Annotated in this window: 14 protein-coding genes; all 14 read left to right on the top strand. The window is 65.1% G+C overall.

Features of this window, described 5'->3' with window-relative positions:
* The first annotated feature begins 80 nt into the window (after positions 1-80).
* Positions 81-1,031 (top strand): cupin-like domain-containing protein, encoded by a 951-nt coding sequence (locus EC912_RS03180; RefSeq protein WP_132141667.1) that lies wholly within the window; start codon positions 81-83, stop codon positions 1,029-1,031.
* Between the two features lie 212 nt (positions 1,032-1,243).
* On the top strand, positions 1,244-8,506 hold the full coding sequence (locus EC912_RS03175) for a polyketide synthase (RefSeq protein WP_243649114.1): 7,263 nt from the start codon (positions 1,244-1,246) through the stop codon (positions 8,504-8,506).
* Positions 8,503-13,416, top strand: a complete 4,914-nt coding sequence (locus EC912_RS03170) for a non-ribosomal peptide synthetase (protein ID WP_132141666.1) — start codon at positions 8,503-8,505, stop codon at positions 13,414-13,416. Before EC912_RS03175 ends, EC912_RS03170 begins: the two co-directional genes overlap by 4 nt.
* Before the next feature lie 31 nt (positions 13,417-13,447).
* Positions 13,448-14,578 (top strand): glycosyltransferase family 2 protein, encoded by a 1,131-nt coding sequence (locus EC912_RS03165; protein WP_132141665.1) that lies wholly within the window; start codon positions 13,448-13,450, stop codon positions 14,576-14,578.
* Positions 14,572-15,687 (top strand): polysaccharide deacetylase family protein, encoded by a 1,116-nt coding sequence (locus EC912_RS03160; RefSeq protein ID WP_132141664.1) that lies wholly within the window; start codon positions 14,572-14,574, stop codon positions 15,685-15,687. The genes EC912_RS03165 and EC912_RS03160 overlap by 7 nt, the downstream gene beginning before the upstream one ends.
* The gene (locus EC912_RS03155) at positions 15,675-16,940 is read left to right on the top strand and encodes an O-antigen ligase family protein (protein ID WP_132141663.1); all 1,266 of its coding nucleotides are present in this window, start codon (positions 15,675-15,677) and stop codon (positions 16,938-16,940) included. Before EC912_RS03160 ends, EC912_RS03155 begins: the two co-directional genes overlap by 13 nt.
* Entirely contained in the window at positions 16,937-18,292 is a 1,356-nt protein-coding gene (locus tag EC912_RS03150) for a phenylacetate--CoA ligase family protein (RefSeq protein WP_132141662.1), read from the top strand. Before EC912_RS03155 ends, EC912_RS03150 begins: the two co-directional genes overlap by 4 nt.
* Positions 18,289-19,422, top strand: coding sequence for a glycosyltransferase (locus EC912_RS03145; protein WP_132141661.1), 1,134 nt, complete (start codon positions 18,289-18,291; stop codon positions 19,420-19,422). The genes EC912_RS03150 and EC912_RS03145 overlap by 4 nt, the downstream gene beginning before the upstream one ends.
* Entirely contained in the window at positions 19,419-20,591 is a 1,173-nt protein-coding gene (locus EC912_RS03140) for a glycosyltransferase family 4 protein (RefSeq protein ID WP_132141660.1), read from the top strand. Before EC912_RS03145 ends, EC912_RS03140 begins: the two co-directional genes overlap by 4 nt.
* Complete coding sequence (locus tag EC912_RS03135) at positions 20,588-21,232, top strand: polysaccharide deacetylase family protein (RefSeq protein ID WP_132141659.1); 645 nt, start codon at positions 20,588-20,590, stop codon at positions 21,230-21,232. The genes EC912_RS03140 and EC912_RS03135 overlap by 4 nt, the downstream gene beginning before the upstream one ends.
* The gene (locus tag EC912_RS03130; RefSeq protein ID WP_132141658.1) at positions 21,229-22,398 is read left to right on the top strand and encodes a glycosyltransferase family 4 protein; all 1,170 of its coding nucleotides are present in this window, start codon (positions 21,229-21,231) and stop codon (positions 22,396-22,398) included. Before EC912_RS03135 ends, EC912_RS03130 begins: the two co-directional genes overlap by 4 nt.
* A complete protein-coding gene (locus tag EC912_RS03125) occupies positions 22,398-23,561 on the top strand; it encodes a hypothetical protein (RefSeq protein WP_132141657.1) in 1,164 nt (387 codons plus the stop codon). Before EC912_RS03130 ends, EC912_RS03125 begins: the two co-directional genes overlap by 1 nt.
* Positions 23,558-24,352, top strand: coding sequence for a formyltransferase family protein (locus EC912_RS03120; protein ID WP_132141656.1), 795 nt, complete (start codon positions 23,558-23,560; stop codon positions 24,350-24,352). Before EC912_RS03125 ends, EC912_RS03120 begins: the two co-directional genes overlap by 4 nt.
* Positions 24,349-25,116: a polysaccharide deacetylase family protein gene (locus EC912_RS03115; RefSeq protein ID WP_132141655.1), complete on the top strand. Its 768-nt coding sequence runs from the start codon at positions 24,349-24,351 to the stop codon at positions 25,114-25,116. The genes EC912_RS03120 and EC912_RS03115 overlap by 4 nt, the downstream gene beginning before the upstream one ends.
* The last annotated feature ends 87 nt before the right edge of the window (positions 25,117-25,203 follow it).

Below are 25,203 nucleotides of genomic sequence, written 5' to 3'. Positions count from 1 at the left end.
CGGTAACCGGGACCGTTTCAACCCACGCACTCACGGAGCGTCACCTGATACGCCGGCATCGATGGCGCGAGGATCGAACCATGTTGGGTAGCTTCCTGCCGATGAAGCGTTACGAGGAACTCGTGGCGCGGGGCCGCGCGGAACCGTCCCCTCTGCTCGCCTTCGACGACGAGGTCGTGACTGCCTCGTACAACCGCGAGCCCTTCCTGATCGGACATCGCCTCACTACGCATCCGCTGTTCTCGCTCGCGCATCTGTTCGCGCTGTGCCGGCGCATGCCGCGCGAAAGCATCCTGTACCGCACCGGCCATATTCCCGGCGATGCCGACCTCGATACGTCGTACGACCGCTACAAGGCGAATCTCACGCTGGAACAGGTCCTGGATCGTTTCGAGGACAACCACGCGTACATCTGCATCAACAATCCCGAATGCGACGAGGAATTCGCGCCGGTGATCGAAGGACTGATCGGCGAAGTCGCCGCGCGGATCGATCCGCTCGATCCGGGGATCAGCTGGTATTCGACCTATATTTTCATTTCCACCCGCGATTCGGTCACGCCGTATCACATGGACCGGGAAATGAATTTCCTCCTGCAGTTGCAGGGTCGCAAGACCGTGCACCTGTGGGACCCTACCGACGACGCCATCATGACGTCCGAGGAAAAAGACAATCTGCTGGCCCATATCGGCGGACGTCCGCGCTACAGCGCCGGGATCGAGGCGCGCGCGATGACCTACGAACTCACGCCCGGGCTGGGCGTCCATCATCCCTTCATCGCGCCGCATCGCGTGCATACCGCGTCGGAGCTTTCCGTGTCCCTCGCGCTCACGTTCCGCACGCGGCGCTCGGACATGTGGACCGATGCGCATCGCTTCAACGCGCGCATGCGCGGCCTGGGCCTGCATCCCCGTCCAATCGGTGCGAATGCACTGGTCGACCGCACAAAATGCGGCATAGCGCGACTCGGTCAGGGCATGCATCGACGTCTCGAAGCCTTCCATCGCCACGGCATAGACCAAACGGCCTAGACGGATACGCCTGCTCCGTCACGACACGACCGGTCCGACCGGCCTCATGCGTAACCCGTATGCCGTATTCCACGCACCGTGTCTTTGGCTCGACCATAGCCACGAGGGGAAAGCAACGGGGAAGGCATCTGGGGAACCCCCCGATTGCCATGAGGCGGATACACCGCCGACACAACACACCTGCTTCGAAGCGTGGAGAGAGCGAAAGCCCGATGAACGCGTTCATGATCGCCAACCGGACCGACGACGAAGCCATTCCAGCCTTAGTCGACGTATTGCCCTGTCACGCCGACGAGGTCACCGCGCGCTGGAAGCACTACGAGTACGCACTCGACGAAGCCACGGTCGACGGCATGGAACGCTGCGCGCTCGCTTATGGCGTCACGTCCGACGTCGTGTTCTGCGCGGTACTGGCGCTGGTCGAATCGCGCCTGACCGGCGCGGCCGCCGTCGCTGCGTGGCGCGCATGCGCCGGCACCTCGTACACCGCCACGCTGGACGTACCCGACAACGGCTCGCGCGATACATGGCTGGGTGCCAGTCTGCGTGCCATACAGAACGCCGCCGCCTGCGCATCGGGCCCCGCGCCGTGGACGGTCGTCGATACCGACACGCGTCCGCCCTGCGACAAGGCCCAATCCGCCAACGACCCGCAGTGCGGTAGCCGCTGGCGTCTGCTGACCGCGATGCCCGCGCGTCTGCAGGTCGACTTTCCCGCACCCTTTACCGATGCGGCGATCGACCTGATGGCCGGCTGCGTCGTGCAAGTGATCGATTCCCTGTGCACTGCCGCCGACCGGCCGCTACGCGACGTCGACGTCTTCGACGCCCACGAACGCACACGCATGCTGGTCGAATGGAACGCCACGGCGAAACCCCGCCGCGACGACGATTCCGTCCACGGCCTGTTCGCCGACGTCGCCGCCGCGCATCCCGATGCCGTGGCCGTTGCATGGGCGGGCGGATCGATGACGTACGCCGAACTCGACCGGCGCGCCGGATGCGTCGCAGCTGGCCTCGTCGCGGCCGGCATCCCGCCCGGCACACCTGTCGGCCTGCTGGCGGAGCGTTCGCCCGAAGCCATCGTCGCGATGCTCGGCATGCTCAAGGCAGGCGCTGCTTATCTGCCGCTGGACCCCACCTATCCCGCCGATCGTCTCGCCTTCGTGCTGTCCGATGCGTCCGCGACGCATGTCGTCGTATGCGGCATGCCGGCGCCCGAGGGACTGCCCGCGACGGTGCTGGCACTCGACGATCTCGAACACGAGACATCGCCTGTATCCCTTGCACGGAACGGCCACGCACTGGCCTACGTGATGTACACCTCCGGCTCGACCGGCACGCCGAAAGGCGCGCAGATCGAACATCGCTCGATCATCCGTCTCGTCCGCGATGTCGACTACGTCGATCTGCGCACGCATTCCCGCGTGCTGCATGCCGCACCCCTTGGCTTCGACGCCGCGACATTCGAAATCTGGGCGCCGTTGCTCAATGGCGGTACCTGCGTCGTACACCACGAGAAGATACCCACGGGTTGCGGCCTCGAAGACACGATCGGGCAACACGGTGCGCAGATCGCTTGGCTGACTGCGGCCCTGTTCAACGCCATCGTCGACGACAACGCACGCAAGCTCGCCGGCCTGAAACATGTGCTGACCGGCGGCGAAGCGCTGTCCGTGCCACATATCCGCAAGGCGCTTGCCGCGTTGCCCGATACCCTCATCACCAACGGCTACGGTCCCACCGAATGCACGACCTTCGCCACGACCTGGCCGATTCCGCGCGAACTGGACGTCGACGCGCGCGCCATACCCGTGGGCTGCCCCATCGCCGACACCACGCTGTATGTACTGAATGCGCGGGGCGAACCGGTACCCGTCGGTGTCACCGGCGAACTCTATATCGGCGGTGCCGGTGTCGCGCGCGGCTATCTCGCCCGTCCCGAACTGAACGCCGAGCGCTTTCTTCCCGATGTCTTCGGTAACGAAGGCGATCGCCTGTACCGCACGGGCGACCTCGTCCGCTGGCGCGCCGACGGCAGCATCGACTTCGTCGGGCGTCGCGACGGGCAGGTCAAGATCCGCGGTTACCGCATCGAGCTGGGCGAAGTCGAAAGTGCGTTGCAGGCTACGCCATCCGTACGCGCGGCGGCGGTGCTAGCACGCGAGGATCGCCCCGGGCAGAAACGCCTCGTCGCCTACTACGTCGCCGACGAAGACACACTCACGGCGCGCATGCTGCGCGATCGTCTGTACAAAGCACTTCCGGAATTCATGGTTCCGACGGTCTATATCCGGCTCGACACGTTGCCGATCACCGCCAACGGCAAGCTGGACCGGCGCGCGCTGCCGGCACCGGACGCACGGCGTCCCGAACTGGCGGGTGCGTACGTCCCCGCCCAGGGCGACAACGAACGCGCGCTCTGCGAGATATTCGCCGACATCCTCGGTATCGACGAGATCGGCCGTCACGATCATTTCTTCGAACTCGGCGGAAGCTCGCTACTGGCGACCGCCGCTGTCGCACGCATCCACGCCGCGGTATCGACAAAACCGACTATCGCGAGTTTCTTCGGCGAGCCGACCCCGGCCGCCATCGCCGCAGGTATCGAACGCGGCGTGGAACCTATGGCGCCTGCACCGCGCCGCGCACGGCACACGGAGGCCGAGCCTGTCGCGATTATTGCCATGGCCGGCCGCTTCCCCGGCGCATCCAGCGTCGAGGCCTTCTGGGACAACCTCGTCGCCGGACGCGAATCCATCACCTTCTTCGGCGAAGACGGCCTCGATCCGGGCATCCCGCCCGACGAGCGCAACGATCCGTACTACGTCGCGGCACGTGGCGTCGTCGATGGCGTCGAAGACTTCGACGCGGCGTTCTTCGGCATGTCGCCACGCGAGGCCGAGCTGACCGATCCGCAGCAGCGCGTATTCCTGGAGCTGTGCTGGGAATGCATGGAGCGCGGCGGTTATGTACCCGATGCGCAGAAGATCCCGGTAGGCGTGTTCGGCGGCATGCACAACGCCACTTACTTCCAGCGCCACATCAGTACGCGGCCCGACCTCATCGCCAAACTCGGCGCGTTCCAGGTGATGCTGGGCAACGAAAAGGATTACCTGACCACCCGCGTCGCGCACAAGCTCAACCTCACTGGTCCGGCCATCAGCATGAACACGGCGTGCTCCACGTCGCTGGTAGCCATCGCGCAGGCGTTCGATGCGTTGCGCGCGGGCCATTGCGACATGGCGCTCGCCGGCGGCTCGTCCATTACCTGCCCGTCGCGTAGCGGTTATGTCGCACAGGAAGGTTCGATGCTGTCGCCCGATGGCCATACGCGCAGCTTCGACGAGGACGCGCGCGGCACGGTATTCAGCGACGGCGCGGCGGTGGTTCTGCTCAAGCGCCTGTCCGATGCGTTGCGGGACGGCGATCCGGTTTATGCGGTGCTGCGCGGTGCGGCGATCAATAATGACGGCGGGCTCAAGGCGAGCTTCACCGCACCGAGCAGCGCGGGCCAGGCGGCGGTCATTGCCGCGGCGCTGGATGTCGCGGGCGTCGAAGCCCGCTCGATTTCCTACGTCGAAACCCATGGCACCGCGACCCCGCTCGGCGACCCCATCGAAATCGAAGGGCTTATCAAGGCATTCCGGCGCGAAACCGACGACCAGGGTTTCTGCGCCATCGGGTCGGTAAAGAGCAACGTCGGCCATCTGGTCATGGCTGCCGGCGCAACGGGCGTCATCAAGACCGCGCTGTCGCTCGCCGAACGCCAGCTGCCGCCGTCCCTGCATTTCCGCACCGCCAATCCGAAACTCGGTCTCGATCGCTCGCCCTTCGTCGTCAACGCCACGTTGCGGCCCTGGGAGCACGGCGACGGTCCGCGTCGCGCGGGCGTCAGTTCGTTCGGCGTGGGCGGTACCAATGCGCACGTGGTCATGGAAGAAGCACCGCATCGCGAGCCCTCCGATGCGGCGCAAGGCCCTCAACTATTACTGATATCAGCGCGTAGCGAAGCGGCTGTCGGAAAAGCATGGATCGCGCTGGGTGCCCATCTGGCCGACACGCCGGAGGCCAATCTCGCCGATGTGGCCCTCACGCTGGCCACCGGCCGCAAGCTCTTCGCACAGCGCAGCTGGATCGTTGCCAATGACATAACCGACACTGCCCGCCGCCTGGCGGATACGAATACGGCGCCACCGATCCGCGCCGCACAGAGCAGCGCGGCACCGATCGTATTCCTCTTCCCCGGGCAAGGTGCCCAATACCCCGGCATGGGACGCGAACTCTATGCGAGCGAGCCTGCCTTCCGCGACGCGCTCGACGCGTGCGCCACCTGTCTGAACGACGAACTCGGCTTCGATCTGCGCGAGCGCATGTTCGCCGACGACGCCGATGCCTTACGCGCCACCAGCCTCACGCAACCGGCGACGTTCGCGCTCGAATACGCCATGGCGAAACTCTGGATGAGCATTGGCGTCCAACCCGATGCCATGATCGGTCACAGCGTCGGCGAATTCGTCGCCGCCGTGCTGGCCGGTGTGATGTCGCTCGAAGACGGCGCACGACTGGTCGCACGGCGCGGCCGGTTGATGCAGGCGTTGCCTGCCGGATCGATGCTGTCGGTACGGCTCGATGCCGACACGCTCCTCGCGCGACTGCCCGACGGCCTGTCGCTGGCCGCCCAGAACGCACCCACGGCATGCGTGGTCTCGGGCGAAACCGCCCGGGTCGACGCGTTCCGCAACGAACTCGAAGCCGCCGGCATCGCCTGCCGGATACTGCATACGTCGCACGCTTTCCATTCGGCCATGATGGAACCGGCGCTTGCGCCGTTCCGGGACTACGTAGCGGCGATCGTACTGAATGCCCCGGACATACCGATCGTATCCACGCTGACCGGTATGACCCTGACCGACAACGAGGCGATGTCCGCCGATTACTGGACGCGCCATCTGCGCGGCACGGTTCGCTTTTCCGGGGCGCTTGATACCCAGCTCGACGACGAGGGACGCATCTTCCTCGAAGTGGGGCCGCGCGCGACACTGAGCCTGCTTACGCGTCAGCACACCCGTGCGCGTGGGCGCCTTGCGCTCGCGTCGCTGGCCGACTCACCGGCGCTGGAACGCAGCGCCTGGCTCGACGCCATCGGTCAACTCTGGAGTGCCGGCGTCGATGTCGACGTGGCCTCGCTCGACCGTCGCGAACGTCGTTTCCGCGTGCGCCTGCCCACGTATCCGTTCGAGCGCCGCCGGCACTGGATCGACGCTCCCGCGCGCGTCGCCGGTAGCCCGGACGGTTCGAACGTCGTCGCGCTGCCGCTGCCAGCCACCGCACATTCCATCCTTTCCGCCCCATCCCTGCCGGAGCCATCCATGGCCGCCCATCCTTCCGCCGCCAGCACCCGCCCGGTGCGTTTGGTCGCCGAACTGACCGCCTTATTCGAAGACGTATCCGGCACCGAGTTCGACGGCGCGTCGATCGACGCGAATTTCGTCGAACTGGGGCTCGACTCCCTCGCGCTGACCCAGGTGGCGTTGCAACTGCAAAAGACCTACGCACTGAAGATCACGTTCCGCGAACTGATGGAAGCATGCTCGTCGTTCGGACGACTCGCCGCGCATATCGATCGCCTGTTGCCCCCGGAAGCGGAAGCCGTCGTCGCCGCGCCGGTCGCCGTGATCGCAACGCCCGTTGCCGCCACCGTCGCTTCCATGGCGCCCATCGCCGCCAGCGGCAATCTCGTGCAGGATGTCATCCAGCAGCAGATGCAGATCATGCAGCAGCAATTGGCGCTGCTCGCCGGAACACCGGCCAGCGTGCCAGTGCGTATGACGTCGGCGCCTGCCACGGTGGCACCCGTCGCCATGGCCGCTGTCCCGAACGCACCCGAGCCCGCGGCCGACACCGAAGAAGTCGCACTGGCGCATACGACGTACGACGTAAAGAAAGCTTTCGGTGCCATCGCGCGCATCCATTCGACGTCGACCGAGCTGACGACCCGGCAGCGCGCCCGCCTCGATGCTTTCATGAAGCGTTATATCGCGCGCACGCGCCGCTCGAAGGAATACACCGAGGAACACCGTCCGCACCTGGCCGACCCGCGCGTGGTAAACGGTTTCCGTCCGCTGCTGAAGGAAATGATCTACCAGATCGTCGTCGAGCGTTCGCGCGGATCGAAAGTCTGGGATCTGGATGGCAACGAATACGTCGACGCACTGAACGGCTTCGGCATGAACCTGTTCGGCTGGCAGCCCGATTTCGTCATCGACGCCGTGCGCCGTCAGCTTGAACTCGGCTACGAAATCGGCCCGCAGCATCCGCTGGCCGGCATAGTAGCCCGGCAGATATGCGACCTGACCGGCTTCGACCGGGCGGCATTGTGCAATACCGGTTCCGAAGCGGTGATGGGTACGGTACGCATCGCACGTACCGTGACCGGCCGCGACACGCTGGTGATCTTCACCGGTTCCTATCACGGCATCTTCGACGAAGTGATCGTACGCGGTACGAAGAAGCTCCGTTCGGTGCCGGCCGCGCCAGGCATCCTGCGCAACACGTCCGAACACGTCCTGGTCCTCGATTACGGCACACCCGAATCGCTGGCCATCATCCGCGAGCGCGCCTCCACCATCGCCGCCGTGCTGGTCGAACCGGTGCAGAGCCGCCGGCCCGATTTCCAGCCGCGCGAATTCCTGCAGGAACTGCGCGCGATTACGGAAGACGCCGGCGCCCTGCTGATCTTCGACGAAGTGGTGACCGGCTTCCGCACCCATCCGCGCGGTGCGCAGGCGATGCTCGGTATCGATGCGGACCTGGCGTCGTATGGCAAGGTCGTGGGCGGCGGTTTTCCCATCGGCGTCATCGCCGGCAAACGGCGCTTCATGGACGCGCTGGATGGCGGTCACTGGCAGTTCGGCGACGATTCCATTCCCACCGTCGGCGTCACCTACTTCGCCGGGACGTTCGTGCGGCACCCGCTCGCGCTGGCTGCCGCGCATGCGGTGCTCGAACACCTCGCGACGGAAGGCGGTGCCTTGCAGGAAGGCCTTAACGCTCGGACGGCACGTTTCGTCGACGAGCTGAACATGTTCTGCACCGGTGTCGGCGCGCCGATCAAGGTCGTGCATTACACCTCCGTGTGGAAGACCAGCTTCCTCGAAGACCACCCCCTGCAGGACTTGCTGTTCGCGATGATGCGCAGCCGCGGCATCCACATCCTGGACAACTTTCCCTGTTTCTTCACCACGGCACACAGCGAGGCGGACTTTGCCGCCATCGCCAAAGCCTTCAAGGACGCCGTACTCGAATTGCAGGAAGCCGAATTCCTGCCCAGGCGCCGGATAGACGCGCGTGCGCTCGACGCCGACAACCCGCCAGTCGCGGGTGCGCGCCTCGGGCGCGATGCCGACGGAAGCCCGGCGTGGTTCGTTCCCAATCCCGATGTCCCGGGCAAGTTCATGAGGGTCAGCGCATGAGTTCGAACGAGGTGATGGCGGCCGGTCTGGCCGTCGACTACGATCCTTTCGCCGACGCTGCGCTCGCGCGCGTCGTTCCCACGACCGCGCCGCAGCGCGAGATCTGGCTGGCATCGACGCTGTCGTGCGAGGCCTCTCTCTCGTATAACGAATCGGTGTCGCTGCACCTGGCCGGCTCGCTCGATGTCGCCGCACTGCTTGCCGCGTTGCAAGGCCTGCTTGATCGCCATGAAGCGCTTCGCTCGACGATCGGCGCCGACGGCGAAGAACTGTGCATCGCCGCACAGCGCGACCTGCCCTGCCCGTTGACCGATCTTTCCGGGGCGAGCCTGGCTGTCCGCGAGGCAGCGATCGCCACGGCACTCGACCAGGCGGTCACGACGCCGTTCGACCTCGAACACGGTCCGCTGGTGCGGGCCGAACTGCTGCGTCTGGGGTCGACCGATCACCTGCTCATCTTCACCGCGCATCACATCGTCTGCGACGGCTGGTCGTTCGGTGTGCTGATTAACGATCTCGCCACGATGTATGGCGAACGCGTCGCGGACGGCTTCGCCCCGGCGCCCGCCGATTCGTTCGCCGGGTTCGCGCTGGAAGAAGCCGCGCGACAGATGACCGACGACGCGTACGATGCCGAAAGATACTGGGTCGGCCAGTTCTCGGGACAGGCTCCCGTCCTCGATCTGCCGACCGACCGTGCCCGTCCGCGCCACCGTACGTTCGCTTCGCATCGCGAAGACCGGATGCTCGACCCCACCCTGGTAGCGGGCATCAAGCGCATGGGCGCGAAACACGGCGCGAGCCTGTACGCGACCTTGCTTGCCGGATTCTCCGTACTGCTGGAACGCCTGACCGGACAGCAGGATCTGGTGATCGGCATTCCCTGCGCGGGTCAGGCCGAAGGCGGCCACGACGCACTGGTCGGTCATTGCGTGAACGTGCTGCCGCTGCGTACTGCCGTCGATCCGGAGCGTTCGTTCAGCGAAGCGATCGAACAGGTTCGCGGCGGACTGCTCAATGCCTTCGATCATCAGCAATACACGATAGGCAGCCTGCTCGCGCGTCTTTCCCTGCCGCGCGACCCGGGTCGCCTGCCCCTGGTCAGCGTCCTGTTCAATCTCGATCAGGCGCTGGACGAATCGACGGTCGCTTTCGCCGATCTCAGTTTCACGTTCTCGGCCAACGCACGCCGCTACGAAAACTTCGAACTGTTCGTCAACGCCGTGCAGGTCGACGGCGGTATCCGTCTGGAATGCCAGTACAACCGCGACCTGTTCCGCGCGCCCACGATCGCCGCGTGGCTGGACGCCTATGAAGCCCTCCTGCGTGCGGCCATCGCCGCTCCGGATAGCGCCGCGCGCTCGCTCGGCATGATTTCGGAAATCGCATGCGAAGCGCTGGCTGGCCTTCAGCCCGTGCCGACGCCGTTCCCGGCCGATCGGCTGGCCCACGAATACTTCGAGGCACAGACCGACCGTGCGCCCGCGCGCGCCGCCGTGCGGCACGGTTCCGAACGGCTGAACTATGCCGACCTGGAACAGCGCGCGAACCAGATCGCCCATGGCCTGCGCGTGCGCGGCGTGGGTCGCGGCTCGCTCGTCGGGCTGTCGCTGCCGCGCGGAGCCGACATGGTCGCCGCCGTGCTCGGCGTCCTCAAAGCGGGTGCCGGCTACGTACCGCTGGATCCGTCGTTCCCCGCCGAACGTCTGGCCTTCATGGTGGAAGACGCCGCGCTTGCCGCGCTGATCGTCGACGACGAAGCGCCGACGGCGTTCCCATTCCCCACCCGGGCCATCCTTTCGTTGACCCGCGATCAGGTCGAGATCGAATCCTTGCCGAAGACCCGCCTGTCGCGCGACGGTATGACGGCCATGCCCGAGTCGGTCGCCTACCTGATCTTTACTTCGGGTTCGACCGGCAGGCCGAAAGGCGTGCGCGTGCCGCACCGGGCCACGTCCAACTTTCTTACCAGCATGCAGCGCGTACCGGGCATCGCCGAGGACGACCGGCTGGTCGCCGTCACGACGCTGTCGTTCGATATCGCGTTCATGGAGTTGATGTTGCCGCTGTGCGTCGGCGCCGAAATCGTCATCGCCGACCACGACGATGTGCGCGACGGCACGGCACTGCGCCATCTGGTGGAACGCAGCAACGCCACGATGATGCAGGCCACGCCCGCTGGCTGGCGCATTCTGGTCGAATCGGGCTGGGTGGGACATGCGAACTTCCGCGCCGTGTCCGGCGGCGAACCGCTGCCGCTCGATCTGGCCGAAGCGCTACTCGAACGTTGCGGCGAGGTATGGAACGGATACGGTCCCACCGAGACCACCGTCTATTCCACCTACTGGAGAGTGTCGGCACCTCGCGAAGGCATCTACATCGGCAAGCCGATCGCCAACACCACCGTACACATCCTCGACGAGGCCGGTTCGGCCTGTCCGCTGGGTGTACCGGGTGAAATTTATATCGGCGGCGCCGGCGTTTCGCTCGGCTATCTCGACCGCCCCGAACTCGACGCCGAACGCTTCGGGCGCGATCCGTTCGCCGGCGATCCGGATGCACGCATGTATCGCACCGGCGACCGTGGCCGCTGGCTGGCCAATGGGTTACTCGAACACCTGGGCCGTCTCGACTTCCAGGTCAAAGTGCGTGGTTATCGCATCGAACTGGGCGAAATCGAATCCGTGCTCGCCGATCTTTCCGACGTCGCCCGAGCTGTCGTGCTCGCTCGCGAAGATCGTCCTGGCGACGTGCGGCTGGTCGCCTATGTGGTCGCCAGCGAAGGGGCACTGTTCGACGAAAGTGTCCTGCGTACCGAACTGAAAACGCGGCTACCCGATTACATGCTGCCGCAGCACCTGATGCAGCTGCCTGCGATTCCGCTGCTGCCGAATGGCAAGACCGATCGAAAATCGCTGCCCGCACCGCCCGTGCAGTCCGTCGCCGCGAACGCCGAACGGACCGCGCCGCGCAACGACGACGAACGCCGGGTCGCCGCGGCGATGGAAACCATACTCGCGCTACCGGACCTCGACGTACGGGACAACTTCTTCGCGCTCGGCGGTCATTCGTTGCTGGCGGCGCAGTTGACCGCCCGCCTCAATCGCGAATTCGGCGTCACGCTTTCTTTCCGCACGCTGTTCGACGCACCCACCATCGCGGAACTCGCCGCCGCCATCGCCCTGCTGAAGATCGGCGGCGCGCAGGAAACTCCGCCGATTCTCCGTCGTCCCCATCAGGACCAGGCACCGGCCTCGCTGATGCAGGCCCGTCTGTTCGCTCTGGAAGAAATGCAACCCGGCCGCGTCACCTATAACGCGCCATCGGCCCATCGCCTGAGAGGGCCGCTCGACGAAGACGCGTTCGACCGGGCCTTTGCGGCTCTGGTGTCGCGGCAACCCATCATGCGTACGGCGTTCCGGCGCAAGGGCGAGGATATCGAGCAAGTGGTCGAACCCCTGCTCGCCACGGCGCTATTCCCCGCCGAAGACCTCTCCGCGCTCGCACCTCACGAGCGCGAACGGACGCTGATGAAGCGCTTGCAGGAACTGACCGACACGCCGTTCGACCTGACCCGCGCGCCGCTGTTCAGCGCGCGGATGTTCCGTCTGTCGGACGACGATCACGCGTTCTTCTTCATGCCCCATCACATTGTCTGGGACGGCTGGTCGTTCGACATCCTGTATGCCGAACTGTCCGCGCTGTACCGCGCGTTCGCACAAAACCTGCCTTCGCCGTTGCCGCCGCTTCCCGTCACCTACGGCGATTTCGCCGTATGGCACGCCGAATGGTTGCAAGGTCCCCAGTTCCAGGATCAGCTGAGTTTCTGGCGCGAGCGCCTGAGCAGCTGCGGCAGCGTACGCGCGTTGCCAAGCGATATGCCGCGCCGCCCAGGTATGTCCGGCAAGGGCGCGACCGAATGGATCCGCGTTTCGAAAGAGCTGACGGAGCTGATGCACGAAGTGGCCCGCACCGCCGATGCCACGCTCAACATGACGCTGCTTGCCCTCTACTACATATTGCTGAGCGGCGTGGCGCGGCAGGACGATCTGGTGATCGGTACGCCCGTGCGCGGCCGCAACCAGACCGAAGTCGAATCGGTCATGGGCTATTTCAATAATCTCCTGCCGCTGCATGTGACCGTCGACCCGGACATGTCGTTCGTCGACTTCGTCCATTACGTGAAACGGACCGCGCTCGAAGGCTTCGGTCATCCGGACGTGCCGATGGAGTACCTGCAACGCGAACTGAAAGTGCACCACGGCAGCGGTACGGTGTTGTACCAGGCGCTGTTCTCATTCCAGGACGCACGCCAGCGCATCGTCGACTGGGGCGGTCTGAACCACGAACAGATCCTGCTGTTCCAAAGCGGCGCCACCGAAGATCTCGGACTGTGGTTCCTCGAAAACACCCGGGGTATGGTCGGTGGCGTCACCTATAACGCCGATATTCTCCGCGCCGAAACCGCGGCGGCGATGCGCGACCGTTACCTGTCGATGCTGGCCAGCGTCGGACGCGATCCGGCCCAGAGCGTCGCCTCGCTGCGCGAACTGGCCGATGGCGTCATGCGCCCCATGGAAATCCGGACACCCGTGGCCGACCTGGCGATGGCGACCACGGCACGCAGTGCCGCGCGCACACCCTCGGAAGCCCTGCTCGCGAAGCTTTGGGAAGAACTGCTCGACGTCTGCGACGTCCATCCCGGCGACAACTTCTTCGACCTGGGCGGTCATTCGCTGATGGCGGTGGATATGGCCGGACGCGTCCGCCAGGCCACCGGCGTGCAGCTGAATCTGCTGGACATAGCCAACGGCACGCTCGGAACGCTCGCCGCGGAGCTGGCGAAAGCGGACGAACAAGTGGCACGCAAGCCGAAGTCGGGTTTGCGCAAACTCTTCGGGTGGCGATAGACATGAACCGTATCGGTCCGGGGGGAACCGAATGACATTCCTGGCCCACATGGCATGCTGGGGCTGCGTGGCGTTGCTCGTCCACGTTTTCGTAGGGTATCCCGCGATGATGTGGGCGCTGGCGAAGGTATCGCCCCGGCCCGTGCGGCGCGCACCGATTACGCCGAGCGTGACCGTCGTCATCGCCGTCCACGACGGCGGGCGCCAGATACGCGCGAAGCTCTCCAATCTGCGCGCGCTCGACTATCCCGCCGAACTGATCGACATCGTCATTTCGTGCGACGGCTGCCGCGATGCGACCGCCGCGCTTGCGCGTACCTGCGGCGACCTCCGTGTGCGCGTACTGGACAACCCCGCACGTCGCGGTAAGGCCGCCTGTCTCAACGACGCCGTGGCGATCGCGCATGGCGACGTGCTGCTCTTCACCGACCTTCGCCAGAAGCTGTCGCCCGGCGCGCTGCGCGAACTGGTCGCGAACCTGGCCGATCCCACGGTCGGTGCCGTCAGCGGCGAGCTGCATATGGAAAACGTGCTGACCGGATTCGCGCAGGGTGTCGATGCATACTGGCGCTACGAAAAAATCATCCGGCAGGCGGAAAGCCAATCCGGGTCCACCGTGGGTGTCAGCGGTGCGCTGTATGCGATGCGGCGCGAGCTTTACAGCCCGCTGCCCGCGGGCACGGTACTCGACGACGTACTCGTTCCCATGCGTGTGGCGGCCGCCGGGCAACGCGTGATTTTCGAGCCGCGCGCGCTCGCATGGGACAAGCCTTCGCAGCATCCCGACGCCGAACGCAAACGGAAGATCCGGACGCTGGCGGGTAACTACCAGCTGGTCCAGCTTGCGCCTTGGCTGATCTGGCCCGCGAGCAATCCGCTGTGGTTCCGTTTCGTCAGTCACAAGCTGCTGCGTCTGCTGGCGCCGTGGATGCTCGTCGTCCTCACGCTGTCGAGCGCCGCGCTGGCTACGCGCCACGCGGTCTATGCACTGATGTTCTTCGGCATCGTATGCGCCGCCGGCCTGGTACTCGCCGGACGCCTGCGTCCCCGTCTCGCCCGCTGGCTGCCGGTACGGCTGGCCGTAGCGTTCTATTACCTCAACCTGTTCGCCGCGCAGGCGCTCCTCGCCTTCGCCCGCAACCGAGGACTGCATTTATGGTGAACCCGTCGACCAGCGATGGACGCGCTTCAGGTATCCGGGGTCGCCTCGGCGAGCTGTGCTATTCCAGCGGCCTGCTGCATTCCCTGCAACGCGCGCGCGCGTGGTGGCACAAGGATCTGCGCATCCTGGCCTATCACCGCATCATGGATTTCCCGGACCCGGAGACCTACGACTTCGACCTGGAACTGATCAGCACGTCGCCCGAACGTTTCTACGAACAGATGCATCTGCTCAAGAGGCGGTTCCGTCCGACGCGGCTGACCGATGTCGCCGAAGCCATCGCGGCGGGCGAAACGCTGCCGCCCGATACCGTCGTGGTTACGTTCGACGACGGCTACGACGACAACTACCGCATCGCCTATCCGATCCTTCGCGACCTGGGCATTCCCGCGACGTTCTTCGTATCCACCGCCCATATCGATACCGGCCGGCCGTTCCTATACGACTGGTTGGTCCACATGATTCTGACTACCGGCACACCTTCGTTCGTATTGCCCGAACTCAACATCGACCTGCCGATGCCCGCCGCCCGCGCCGAACGACGCGAACTGGCGGGTCGCGTCCTGCTGGCGATGAAAGACATCGGTGCGCTGGAACAGTCCGCCATGATCGCGCGCCTGGAACGCGACTGGCGCATGCCGTGCGACGACGCGCCCGCACCGCCCGAGTGCAAGCCGATGAACTGGGACCAGCTTCGCGAAATGCATGCCGCGGGCTACGAGGTCGGATCGCACGGCGTGCATCACCGCATGTTCGCCAAGCTTCCGCACGACGATATGGTGCGGGAAATCCGCGAATCGAAAGCGACGCTCGATCGCGAACTCGGCGATCCCGCGATCCTTATGTCCTATCCGGTCGGCGGCGACCGCGCATTCAACGGAGAGGTGATCGACGCCACCCGCGAAGCCGGATTCGAACTGGGCTGCTCGTACATCTGCGGAACGAATCCCGATCCGGCCACGAACCGTTATGCCCTCTACCGTCTGCCGGTCGAACGGAACATGGGACCGGGCTGGTTCGCCGCGATGCTCACGCTGCCCCGGCTGATGAGTTATCCGACCGTCCATCACGAAACGGGAAAGGATCCGGTGGCCGCATGTTCCCCCTGATCCTCACCTATCTGGTACTGACCATCATCCGGCCGCAGGACTATCTGCCCGGCCTGGTCGGCGTGCCGGTGCTTCCGGCGGTACTCGTGCTCGCGTTCGTCGCATGGCTGGCATCCGGCCAGCGCACCTGGGCCGCGCCGCAGTTCATCATCCTGCCGGTCTTCCTCGTCGTGCTGATGATTTCGCAGGTGACCAACGGCTGGACGGGCGGTGCGTTAGACGAACTGATCAAGTTCGGCCCCACCGTGATCGCGTTCTGGATCTTCGCCACGGGATGCACCACGCGCCGGCATGTCGTCATCGGCATGGCGGTCTTCGTCCTGTGCGCGATGGTGCTGGCCATGCATGGCGTCGGTCAGGCCGCCGCGGGCGTCGGCTGGACCGGCGTCCCGCTGGGCGACGACGGCCGTATTCAGTACGTCGGCATCTTTAACGATCCCAACGACCTCGGGCTGCTGTTCGCCGCAACCTTGCCCATGGCGTTCTATCTCAGCCGTCGCGGCGGCATGCTGGGGCGCCTCTTTTGGTTGTCCGGCGCGCTGCTCCTGCTCTATGCCGTCTATCTCACCAATTCCCGTGGCGCGCTGCTGGCCGTACTCGTCGTAGCCGGCGGCTATGTCTGGTATCGGCGCGGCGTCGTGACGGCCGGCGTGCTTGGCGTCATCGGACTGACCTGTCTGAAGATCCTTTCGTCGCGCATGCAGGAACTGGATGTCGACGAAGAGTCCGCGCTGGGGCGCGTCGACGCGTGGTATTCGGGGCTGCACATGTTCATGTCCCATCCGTTGTTCGGCGTGGGCGCGGGCAATTTCACCGAATACAACGAACTGACGGCGCACAACTCCTTCGTCCTGGTACTCGCCGAAACGGGATTCATCGGTTTCATGCTCTGGCTCGCCTTCGTCGGCTACTGCTTCTGGATGATGCTGACCGTACTGCGCTTCAAACCCCAGTTCGGCGACGACGAAGCCATGGCCGAAGAGTGGCGCAAGGAGCGCGCGATCGCCCTGACCCTGCTGCTCGTACTCTGCGGCCTGTTCGCCGCCGCGTTCTTCCTCAGTCGCAGCTACATGATCGTCCTGTACCTGCTGGCGGCCATGGTCGCCGGCTATTACACGGGTGCCCGCCAACGCTTCCCCAATCTCCCGGCGTTCGAGCTGTCGCGGGGAGGCTGGCGTTGGGTGCCCGCCGCGATGGGCGGTGTGGCCACGCTCTTCGTCCTGGTCTCGGTACTGCTGAGGACGGCCGGATGAGCGCGTACGAGACGGCGTTCCGGCACCTGCTCTTTCCGGCCTACGAAGCGGGACTGCGCCGCCGGCATACGCTGGACTATCTACGGCAATATTCCGACAGCCAGTGGCTGGGGCCGGCGCGCATCGCATCGCTGCAATGGGAGCGCCTGCGCGGTCTGCTGGAACATTGCGAGCGCGAGGTGCCTTTCTACCGGCGCCGTTGGCGCGAACTGGGCATCGACGTCGCCGATATCCACAACCTGGACGACTATGCGGCGTTGCCGGTACTGACCAAGGCCGATATCCGCGAACACTTCGACGACCTGAAAGCCGAGTCGTGGCGCGACCGTCTTCTGTATAAAGCGACCGGCGGTTCGACCGGCGAACCGATGCGTTTCGGCTATACGCGCGAAAGCAACGACCGCCGCGTGGCGGTGATGTGGCGCGGCTACGAATGGGCCGGCGCACGCATAGGCCGGCGCACCCTGTTCCTGTGGGGCGGCGCGGTCGGCGAGCCGACGCGCGCGCATCGCATGAAGGATCGCCTGTACAACGCCGCGTTTTCGCGGCGCATGCTCAATACGTTCTATATGTCCGAATCGAATATGTCCGGATTCGCGGATCAGATCGACCGCTACCGTCCAAAGATCGTCGTCGGCTACGTCGGTCCGCTGGTGCGGCTGGCGCAATGGATACTCGCCACGGGCCGGCGAACCTGGCAGCCCGAGGGCGTCATCGGTGCGGCGGAAGCCATGCACGACTTCCAGCGGAAAATCATCGAGGAAGCCTTCGGCTGCCCGGCCTTCAACACCTACGGCTGCCGCGAATTCATGCTGATCGCCGCGGAATGCGACCACCACCGGGGCCTGCACGTGAACACCGACCATCTCGTCGTCGAGCTGGCGGCGTCGAACGGGCCGGCGCCGGTCGGCCAGAGCGGCAACGTCGTCATCACCGACCTGTTCAACTACGGCATGCCCTTGCTCCGTTACGCGAACGGCGATATGGCGACCGCCTCCCCCCACTACTGCGAATGCGGACGCGGACTGCCGATGCTGGCGCATGTCGACGGTCGCGTGCTGGACGCTATCCGCACGCCTGCCGGCCATGTGCTCCCGGGCGAGTTCTTTCCGCACATGCTGAAGGACGTGCCGGGTGTGGAACGGTTCCAGCTGGTGCAGCGACGCCTCGACCGGCTCGACCTGGCGATCGTGCGTGGGCCGGCCTTCGACGATGCCTCGCTCGCGTATATCCGTCGGGAAGTCGACAAAGTGCTGGGAAGCAGCGTAGAACTGCATTGCCACTTCCCGAGCGATATCCCACTGACGCCCAGCGGCAAGCTGCGCGTCACCGTATCCGAGCTCACGCCATGAATATCACGCATGTCGTCGAAAGCCTGGCTCGTGGCGGCCTGGAACGCATGGTGATCGAACTGGTGAAGCTCCAGCACCGTGAAGGGCACCGTTGCCAGGTGATCTGCCTGTTCGACGCCGGGTCGCTCGCCCACGAACTGGAAGAACTCGGCATACCCGTCACCGCCTGCGGGAAGCAGGAAGGTATCGACATGCGCGCGCTCGGACGCGTACGCGAACTGGTTCGCGCGCACGGCACGCGCATCCTGCACACGCATAACGCCGTCGCGCACTATCAGGCGGTGCTGGCCACCTGCGGTCTTCGACTGCGCGTCATCAACACACGTCACGGCATGGGCGGCAACCGGCGGGCGCGACGGCGCGAATGGTTCTACCGGCGCGCGCTGGTCCGCACGAACGCGGTGGTGGCGGTATGCGAAGCCGCGCGCAGCGACGCGGTGCGCCGTGGCATCGTGCCCCGGTCCAAGGCGCTCGTCGTGCCCAACGGCATCGACGTCGGGTCGTTCCCCACCACGACGACGGCGATGCGCGAGCGGCTCAAGCGTATTCTTTTGCTGCCCGATCATGCCCAGATCATCGGCACGGTCGGACGTCTGAACTGGGCCAAGGACCAGGTCAACCTGATCCGCGCTTTCCGTCACGTGCACGACCGTCGTCCCGACTCCGCCCTGGTGCTGATCGGCGACGGCGAACTGCGCGAGGAACTGGAGCAATACGCCGTCGCCGAAGGGGTCGGCGGCAGCGTGCATTTCCTCGGCGACCGCAACGATGTGCGCGAACTGCTGCAGGGACTGGACCTGTTCGTCCTGTCGTCGATCAGCGAAGGCTATTCGATGGCGCTGCTGGAAGCCTGCGCGACTGGCCTGCCTATTATCGCGACCGACGTCGGCGGCAACAGCGAAATCGTGTTCGACGGCCGCACGGGACACCTCGTGCCCGCACGCGATGCATGCGCCCTCGCCGAAGGCATGCTGGAACTGCTGCGCGACGAGCCGCAGGCACGCCGCTTCGGCGTGGCCGCGCGCGACTGGGTCGAACGTCACGGCTCGCTCGCCGCCATGGCGTCGCGCTACGGCGCGCTGTACGACGACTTGCCGTGCGACGGCCGGATCATCGGGAGCGCGGCGTGAAGATCCTGGTCCTTACCAATCTGTTTCCCACCCCGTGGGACCCGTTACGCGGTGCGTTCAACCGTCAGCAGTTCGCCCTGCTCGGCCAGCGCCACGAGGTCGACGTCCTCACGGCGGTCGACTTCCGCGAGCGCATGGCCGGGCGTCGTGGCGATGTCGACGTGCCGGGTCTGCGCACGGGTCACTTCGTTTTCGTTTATCCACCGCGTATCGGACGGTCGCTGCATGCGCTGTGCTGGTTCGCGTCGCTGATGTGGCAGCACGGACGCCGCCTGCGCGCCGGGCACTACGACGCCTTGCTGGTCAGCTGGGCCTATCCGGACGGCGCCGCCGCGGGCTGGGTCGCACGCCGGCTGGGCATTCCCTATGTCGTGAAGGTCCACGGCAGCGACCTCAACGTACAGGCCGAACATGCGCTGCGTCGCGTGCAGATTCGTTCCGCTTTGCGCGGCGCGGGTGCCGTGGTCGCGGTGAGTCGCGCGCTCGGCGAGAAAGCCATCGCGCTCGGTTGCTCTCCCGATCGTGTGCATGTCGTTTACAACGGCATCGACAACGCCTTGTTTTCGCCGGGATCGCGTAGCGACGCACGCGAGCGCGTCGGCCTTCCTGCGTCCGTGCCTGTCGTTCTTTACGTCGGCAACCTCAAGGCAAGCAAGGGCTGCATCGATCTGATAAACGCGTTCCCCGCCGTACTCGCCATCCATCCCGACGCCCGGCTGGTCTTCGTGGGAGCCGGTCCTTGCCGGGATGCACTTCTCGCGCGTGCCGGCGCACTCGGCTGCACCGCGAACGTCGAACTGCGCGGCGCGTTCCCGCATCACGCCCTGGGCGACTGGTTCCGTGCGGCCACCGTGCTATGCCTGCCAAGCCATAACGAAGGCGTACCCAATGTCGTCCTGGAAGCCATGGCCTGCGGTACACCGGTCGTCGCGACCCGGGTGGGCGGCATTCCGGAAGTCGTCCCCGACTATGCCGGCACGCTCGTACCGGTGAACGACGTTGCCGCACTCGGCCACGCGCTGAACGAAGCGCTCGGGCATCGCTTCGACTACCCACGCATCGCCGCGCATGCGTCGATGTTCCGCTGGGACGACAACGTGGATGCGCTGGAGCGCATCCTCCACGACGTCGCCGCCGCGGCCTCTCTCCCGATCGGTGTATCCGCATGAACTGGAAGCCTAAGAAGCAGCAACTACTGGGCTTGTTGCCGGATGCACTGGTGATGACGCGCGGCGCGCGCGACGACGTCGCCCGGTACCTGAGTTTCGACGACGGTCCCGATCCCGAATTCACCCCGCCCCTGCTGGACCTGCTTGCCCGTCACGGTGTCCAGGCGAGCTTCTTTCTCGTCGGCGAGAAGATCGAAAAACACCCGGATATCGTCGAGCGCATCGTCGCGGAGGGCCACATGCTGGGCAATCATTCCTATAGCCACTGGTCTTTCGGGAACATGACGCTGAAGAAACAGCTGACGGAAGTCCACAAAACCGACGCGCTGCTTCGCCACTTCGATCGTCGTCCCCACCACCGCATGCGCCCACCGCACGGTTACGTCGGCACGCAGCTGATGCTTTACTTCGCCGTGCACAGGCGCAGTTTCGTGTACTGGTCCTACGACAGCCTCGATTACCGGACGGATATGTCCCCCGAAGCGCTGGTCACCCGCCTGCGCGATCGTCCGCCCGCACCGGGAGACATCGTCCTGATGCACGACGACAGCATGCGCGCGACCGATGCCCTCGCGGTGATGCTGCTCGAATGGCTCGATCGGGGTTACGCGTTCCGCGCCGTGCCGGCGGAGGCCGCATGAACATCGTCTATCACCATCGCACGCGCGGGCGGCATGTCGAAGGCGTGCACATCCGCGGCATCGTGAATGCGCTGCGCGAACTCGGCCACGAGGTATCCGTGGTGTCCTTTCCCGGTGCCGATCCGGAGCACGAGCCACCGCCGGCGCAGGCGACGGCGAAACGCGGCCGTCTCGCATCGGCCGTGTCCCGATTACCCGGCGTGCTGTTCGAGTTTCTGGAACTGGCATACAACCTGGTGACCTTCGTCCGCCTCGGGCTCAGCATAAGCCGGCGGCGTCCCGACCTGATCTACGAGCGCTACTCGCTGTTCCTGTTCGCCACCGTCTGGCTGGCCCGCGAGCGGAATATCCCGCTGGTGCTGGAGATCAACGACTCGGCGCTGGTCCAGCGGGTGCGGCCGCTGAAACTGAGGAAGCTGGCCAGGCGCATGGAAGCATGGTGCCTGCGCAACGCGACGGGCCTGGTATTCATTTCGACGTACTTCCGCGACGAAGCGCAAAAAGCTTATGGCGACATCGCACCGTCCGTCATTTCGCCCAATGCGGTCGACCTCGCGACCTTCGATCCGGCACGGTTCGACCGCAAGCGCCTGCGCGTCGAACGCGGCCTGGCGTATCGCATCGTCTGCGGTCATATCGGCGTATTCGCCCACTGGCACGGCGTGGATGGCTTCGTCGAAGCGATCGCCGCGCGACTGGCCGAAGTGCCGGAGCTGGCGCTGGTCTTCGTCGGCGACGGTGTCACCCTGCCGGCCGTCCGTGCCCTGGTTGCCGAACGCGGGCTTTCCGATCGCGTACTGCTACCCGGCCGCGTCGGTCACGACGACATTGCCAGCTGGATTGCCTGCATGGACTATGCGGTGCTTCCGAACTCGAACCACTACGGATCGCCCATGAAGCTGTTCGAGTTCATGGGTATGGGCGTTCCCGTCGTCGCCCCCGATTACGCACCGGTCGCGGAAGTCATCGATAACGACCGCACGGGCTGGCTCTTTCCGCGCGGCGAAATCGCCGCCTGTGTCGAGCGCGTGCTGGAACTCGCGCTATGCGCGGAAGACCGTCGCCGCATCGGTGGTGCCGCCCGCGAATACATCCAGCGCGAGCGTCAGTGGAGCAACAACGCCCAGCAACTCCTGAGTCTGGTTCCGGTAGAGACGGCCTCCTGATGGCGATCCTCGCGCTGATCGTGCTGGTCCTCGTCCTCACCGGCATAGCCGCCGTGGCGTATGCGATCCGCGCCCGCAACATGCAGACATGGTTGTGGGGATACCTGACCCGTAGACGCCCGCGTGCAGCCGGGGGACCGATCCATGTGATGTTCTGCTTCGTCGATCACTTCGAGCCCGCCTGGGGGAAGGTGGATCTGTCGACCCAGCGCGCCCGCGTCGACCGCTGGTGCGCCGACTACCGGCGGCTGGCCGACCGGCATCGCGACGCCGACGGACGTCCGCCGCAGCACACGTTCTTCTATCCCGAAGAGGAATACCTCGACGAACACCTGACCAAGCTCGCGGCGTTGTGCGCGGAAGGTTATGGCGAAATCGAAATCCATCTGCACCATGACAACGACACGCCCGACAACTTCCGCACGACGATCGACCGCTTCAATCGCCTGCTGCACGAGCGCCATGGCGCGTTGCCGGTCGACCCGGAAACCGGGCAGCTACGCTTCGGTTTCATCCATGGAAACTGGAGCCTCGACAATTCCCGCGCCGACGGTCGCTGGTGCGGCATCAACAACGAACTGATCCTGCTGCGCGAACTGGGCTGCTACGCGGACTTCACGCTGCCCTCGGCACCCAGCGACACGCAGACGTCGACCAGCAACGCGATCTACTACGCCACCGACGATCCGCATCGCTGCAAATCGCACGATAAGGGCGTACCGGTCCGCGTGGGCGGCAACGCCAGCGGCGACCTGATGATCGTGCAAGGTCCGCTGGGCCTGAACTGGCGCGAACGTCGCATGGGGATCGTTCCGCGCATCGAGAATTCGGATGTGCGCAAGGCGTGCCCACCCACGCCTGTGCGCGTCGACGCATGGGTCGATACGGGCATCCATGTCGAGGGTCGCCCGGAGTGGGTATTCATCAAGGTCCACACGCACGGTACGCAGGAACGCGACATGGATACGCTGCTCGGCGATGCCGCCCACGTCATGCACGACCACCTCGAGCAGGCCTATAACGACGGCGACCGCTATGTCCTGCACTATGTGACCTCGCGCGAGATGTACAACATCATCAAGGCGGCCGAAGCCGGAGAAACCGGAAATCCGGATGCCTGGCGCGACTACTCCCTGCCACCACCCCCCAATCGTTCGTCATGAGCGTGCCGCGCACGGTCCTGATCTGCCATGCCAGCGATGCCTTCGATCGCGAAGGGCTCGCCGCGTGGCTGGCATCGTTCACCGAACTGGCGGGCATCGTCGTCATCGAGGAAACACGCGAGCAACGACGCGCCCGCGTGAAGCGCGAACTTCGACGCGTGGGATGGCTCAGATTCGGCGATGTCGTCGCCATGAGAATCTACCAGCGCCTCGTACTGGCCCGTCGCGACCGGCAATGGGCCCGAGGGGCATTGCAGGCAATGAAAGATCGTTACGGCAGCACACCGGATGTTCCGACAGTGACGATAGCAAGCATCAACGATGACGTTGCCATCGCCTTCATGCGGTCCGCGGCGCCCGACATCGTCATCGCCCGCTGCAAGCAGTTGATGAAGCGAAAAGCGATCGGCCTGGCGCGTATCGGATGCTTCGTGATGCATCCGGGCATCTGTCCCGAGTATCGCAACGCGCACGGCTGCTTCTGGGCATTGGCCGAACGCGACCTCGACAAGGTCGGCATGACGCTGCTGAAGATCGACGCGGGCGTCGATACCGGTCCGGTCTATGGTCATTACAGTGTCGATGTCGACGAACGGAACGAATCGCACGTCGTGATCCAGTACCGCGCCGTTCTCGACAATCTGGACGAAGTCGCCGAACGGCTGATCGATATCGCCAACGGAAGCGCCCGTCCCATCGACACGCGGTCGCGCGAAAGCGCGGTCTGGGGTCAGCCGTGGCTGACGCGTTATCTGCGCTGGAAACGCGCCGCACGGATGCTCAACCCATGAATCGCGCCGCGCTCATGTACCACGACATCGTGTCGCCCGGAGACTGCGACAGCAGCGGCTTCCCCGGCGCATCGGCAGCTCACTACAAACTCGATATCGACGCATTCGCCGTGCATCTGCATGAACTGTCCACCGCAGGTATGTCCTTTGGCTCCGTTCTTGCCGGGGCACCTCATCTGCTGACGTTCGACGACGGCGGAAACAGCGCGACGCAAATCGGCGCGATGCTGGACGAACGCGGCATGACCGGTCATTTTTTCGTTACGACGAGTCGCATCGGCACACATGGCTTTCTGGATGCATCGGCCATTCGTATATTACATGCGCACGGCCACGTCGTCGGAAGTCATTCCCACACGCATCCCGCCGAGATATCGCGTCTTGCACCCGCGACGCTGGCACGGGAGTGGACCGACAGCATCGACCGGCTTGAACAGATACTGGGCGAATCCGTCGATACGGCCTCCATCCCCGGCGGATTCTATTCGCCGGACGTAGCTCGTGCCGCCGCGTCTGCCGGCGTGCGTTATCTCTTTACCTCCGAACCGACCACGCGTACGCATGTCGTCGATGACTGCACGATCCTCGGACGCTATGCCGTACTGCGCGACACATCCGCGCGGCATGCCCTCGCCCTTGCCATCGGCACGGATGCCCGGCGCGAGCGTCAATGGCTCGCATGGAATGCAAAAAAACCGCTGAAACGATGGGCACGCCCCGTGTACCGTTTCATGCGCAACGCGTTGCTCGAACGCGCCCGGTAGGCAGCGCGCCTACAACCGAAGTCATATTGCAATGCTTCGCTGCTCGGCAGAGATTTAAGCGCACGAGCACAGTTCGCCCGAGCCGCT

Source organism: Luteibacter rhizovicinus, assembly GCF_004342265.1.
GTDB classification, from domain to species: Bacteria; Pseudomonadota; Gammaproteobacteria; order Xanthomonadales; family Rhodanobacteraceae; genus Luteibacter; species Luteibacter rhizovicinus_B.
The sequence above is the reverse complement of the archived record's forward strand: the minus strand, read 5'-3'. Positions and strand labels throughout refer to the sequence as shown.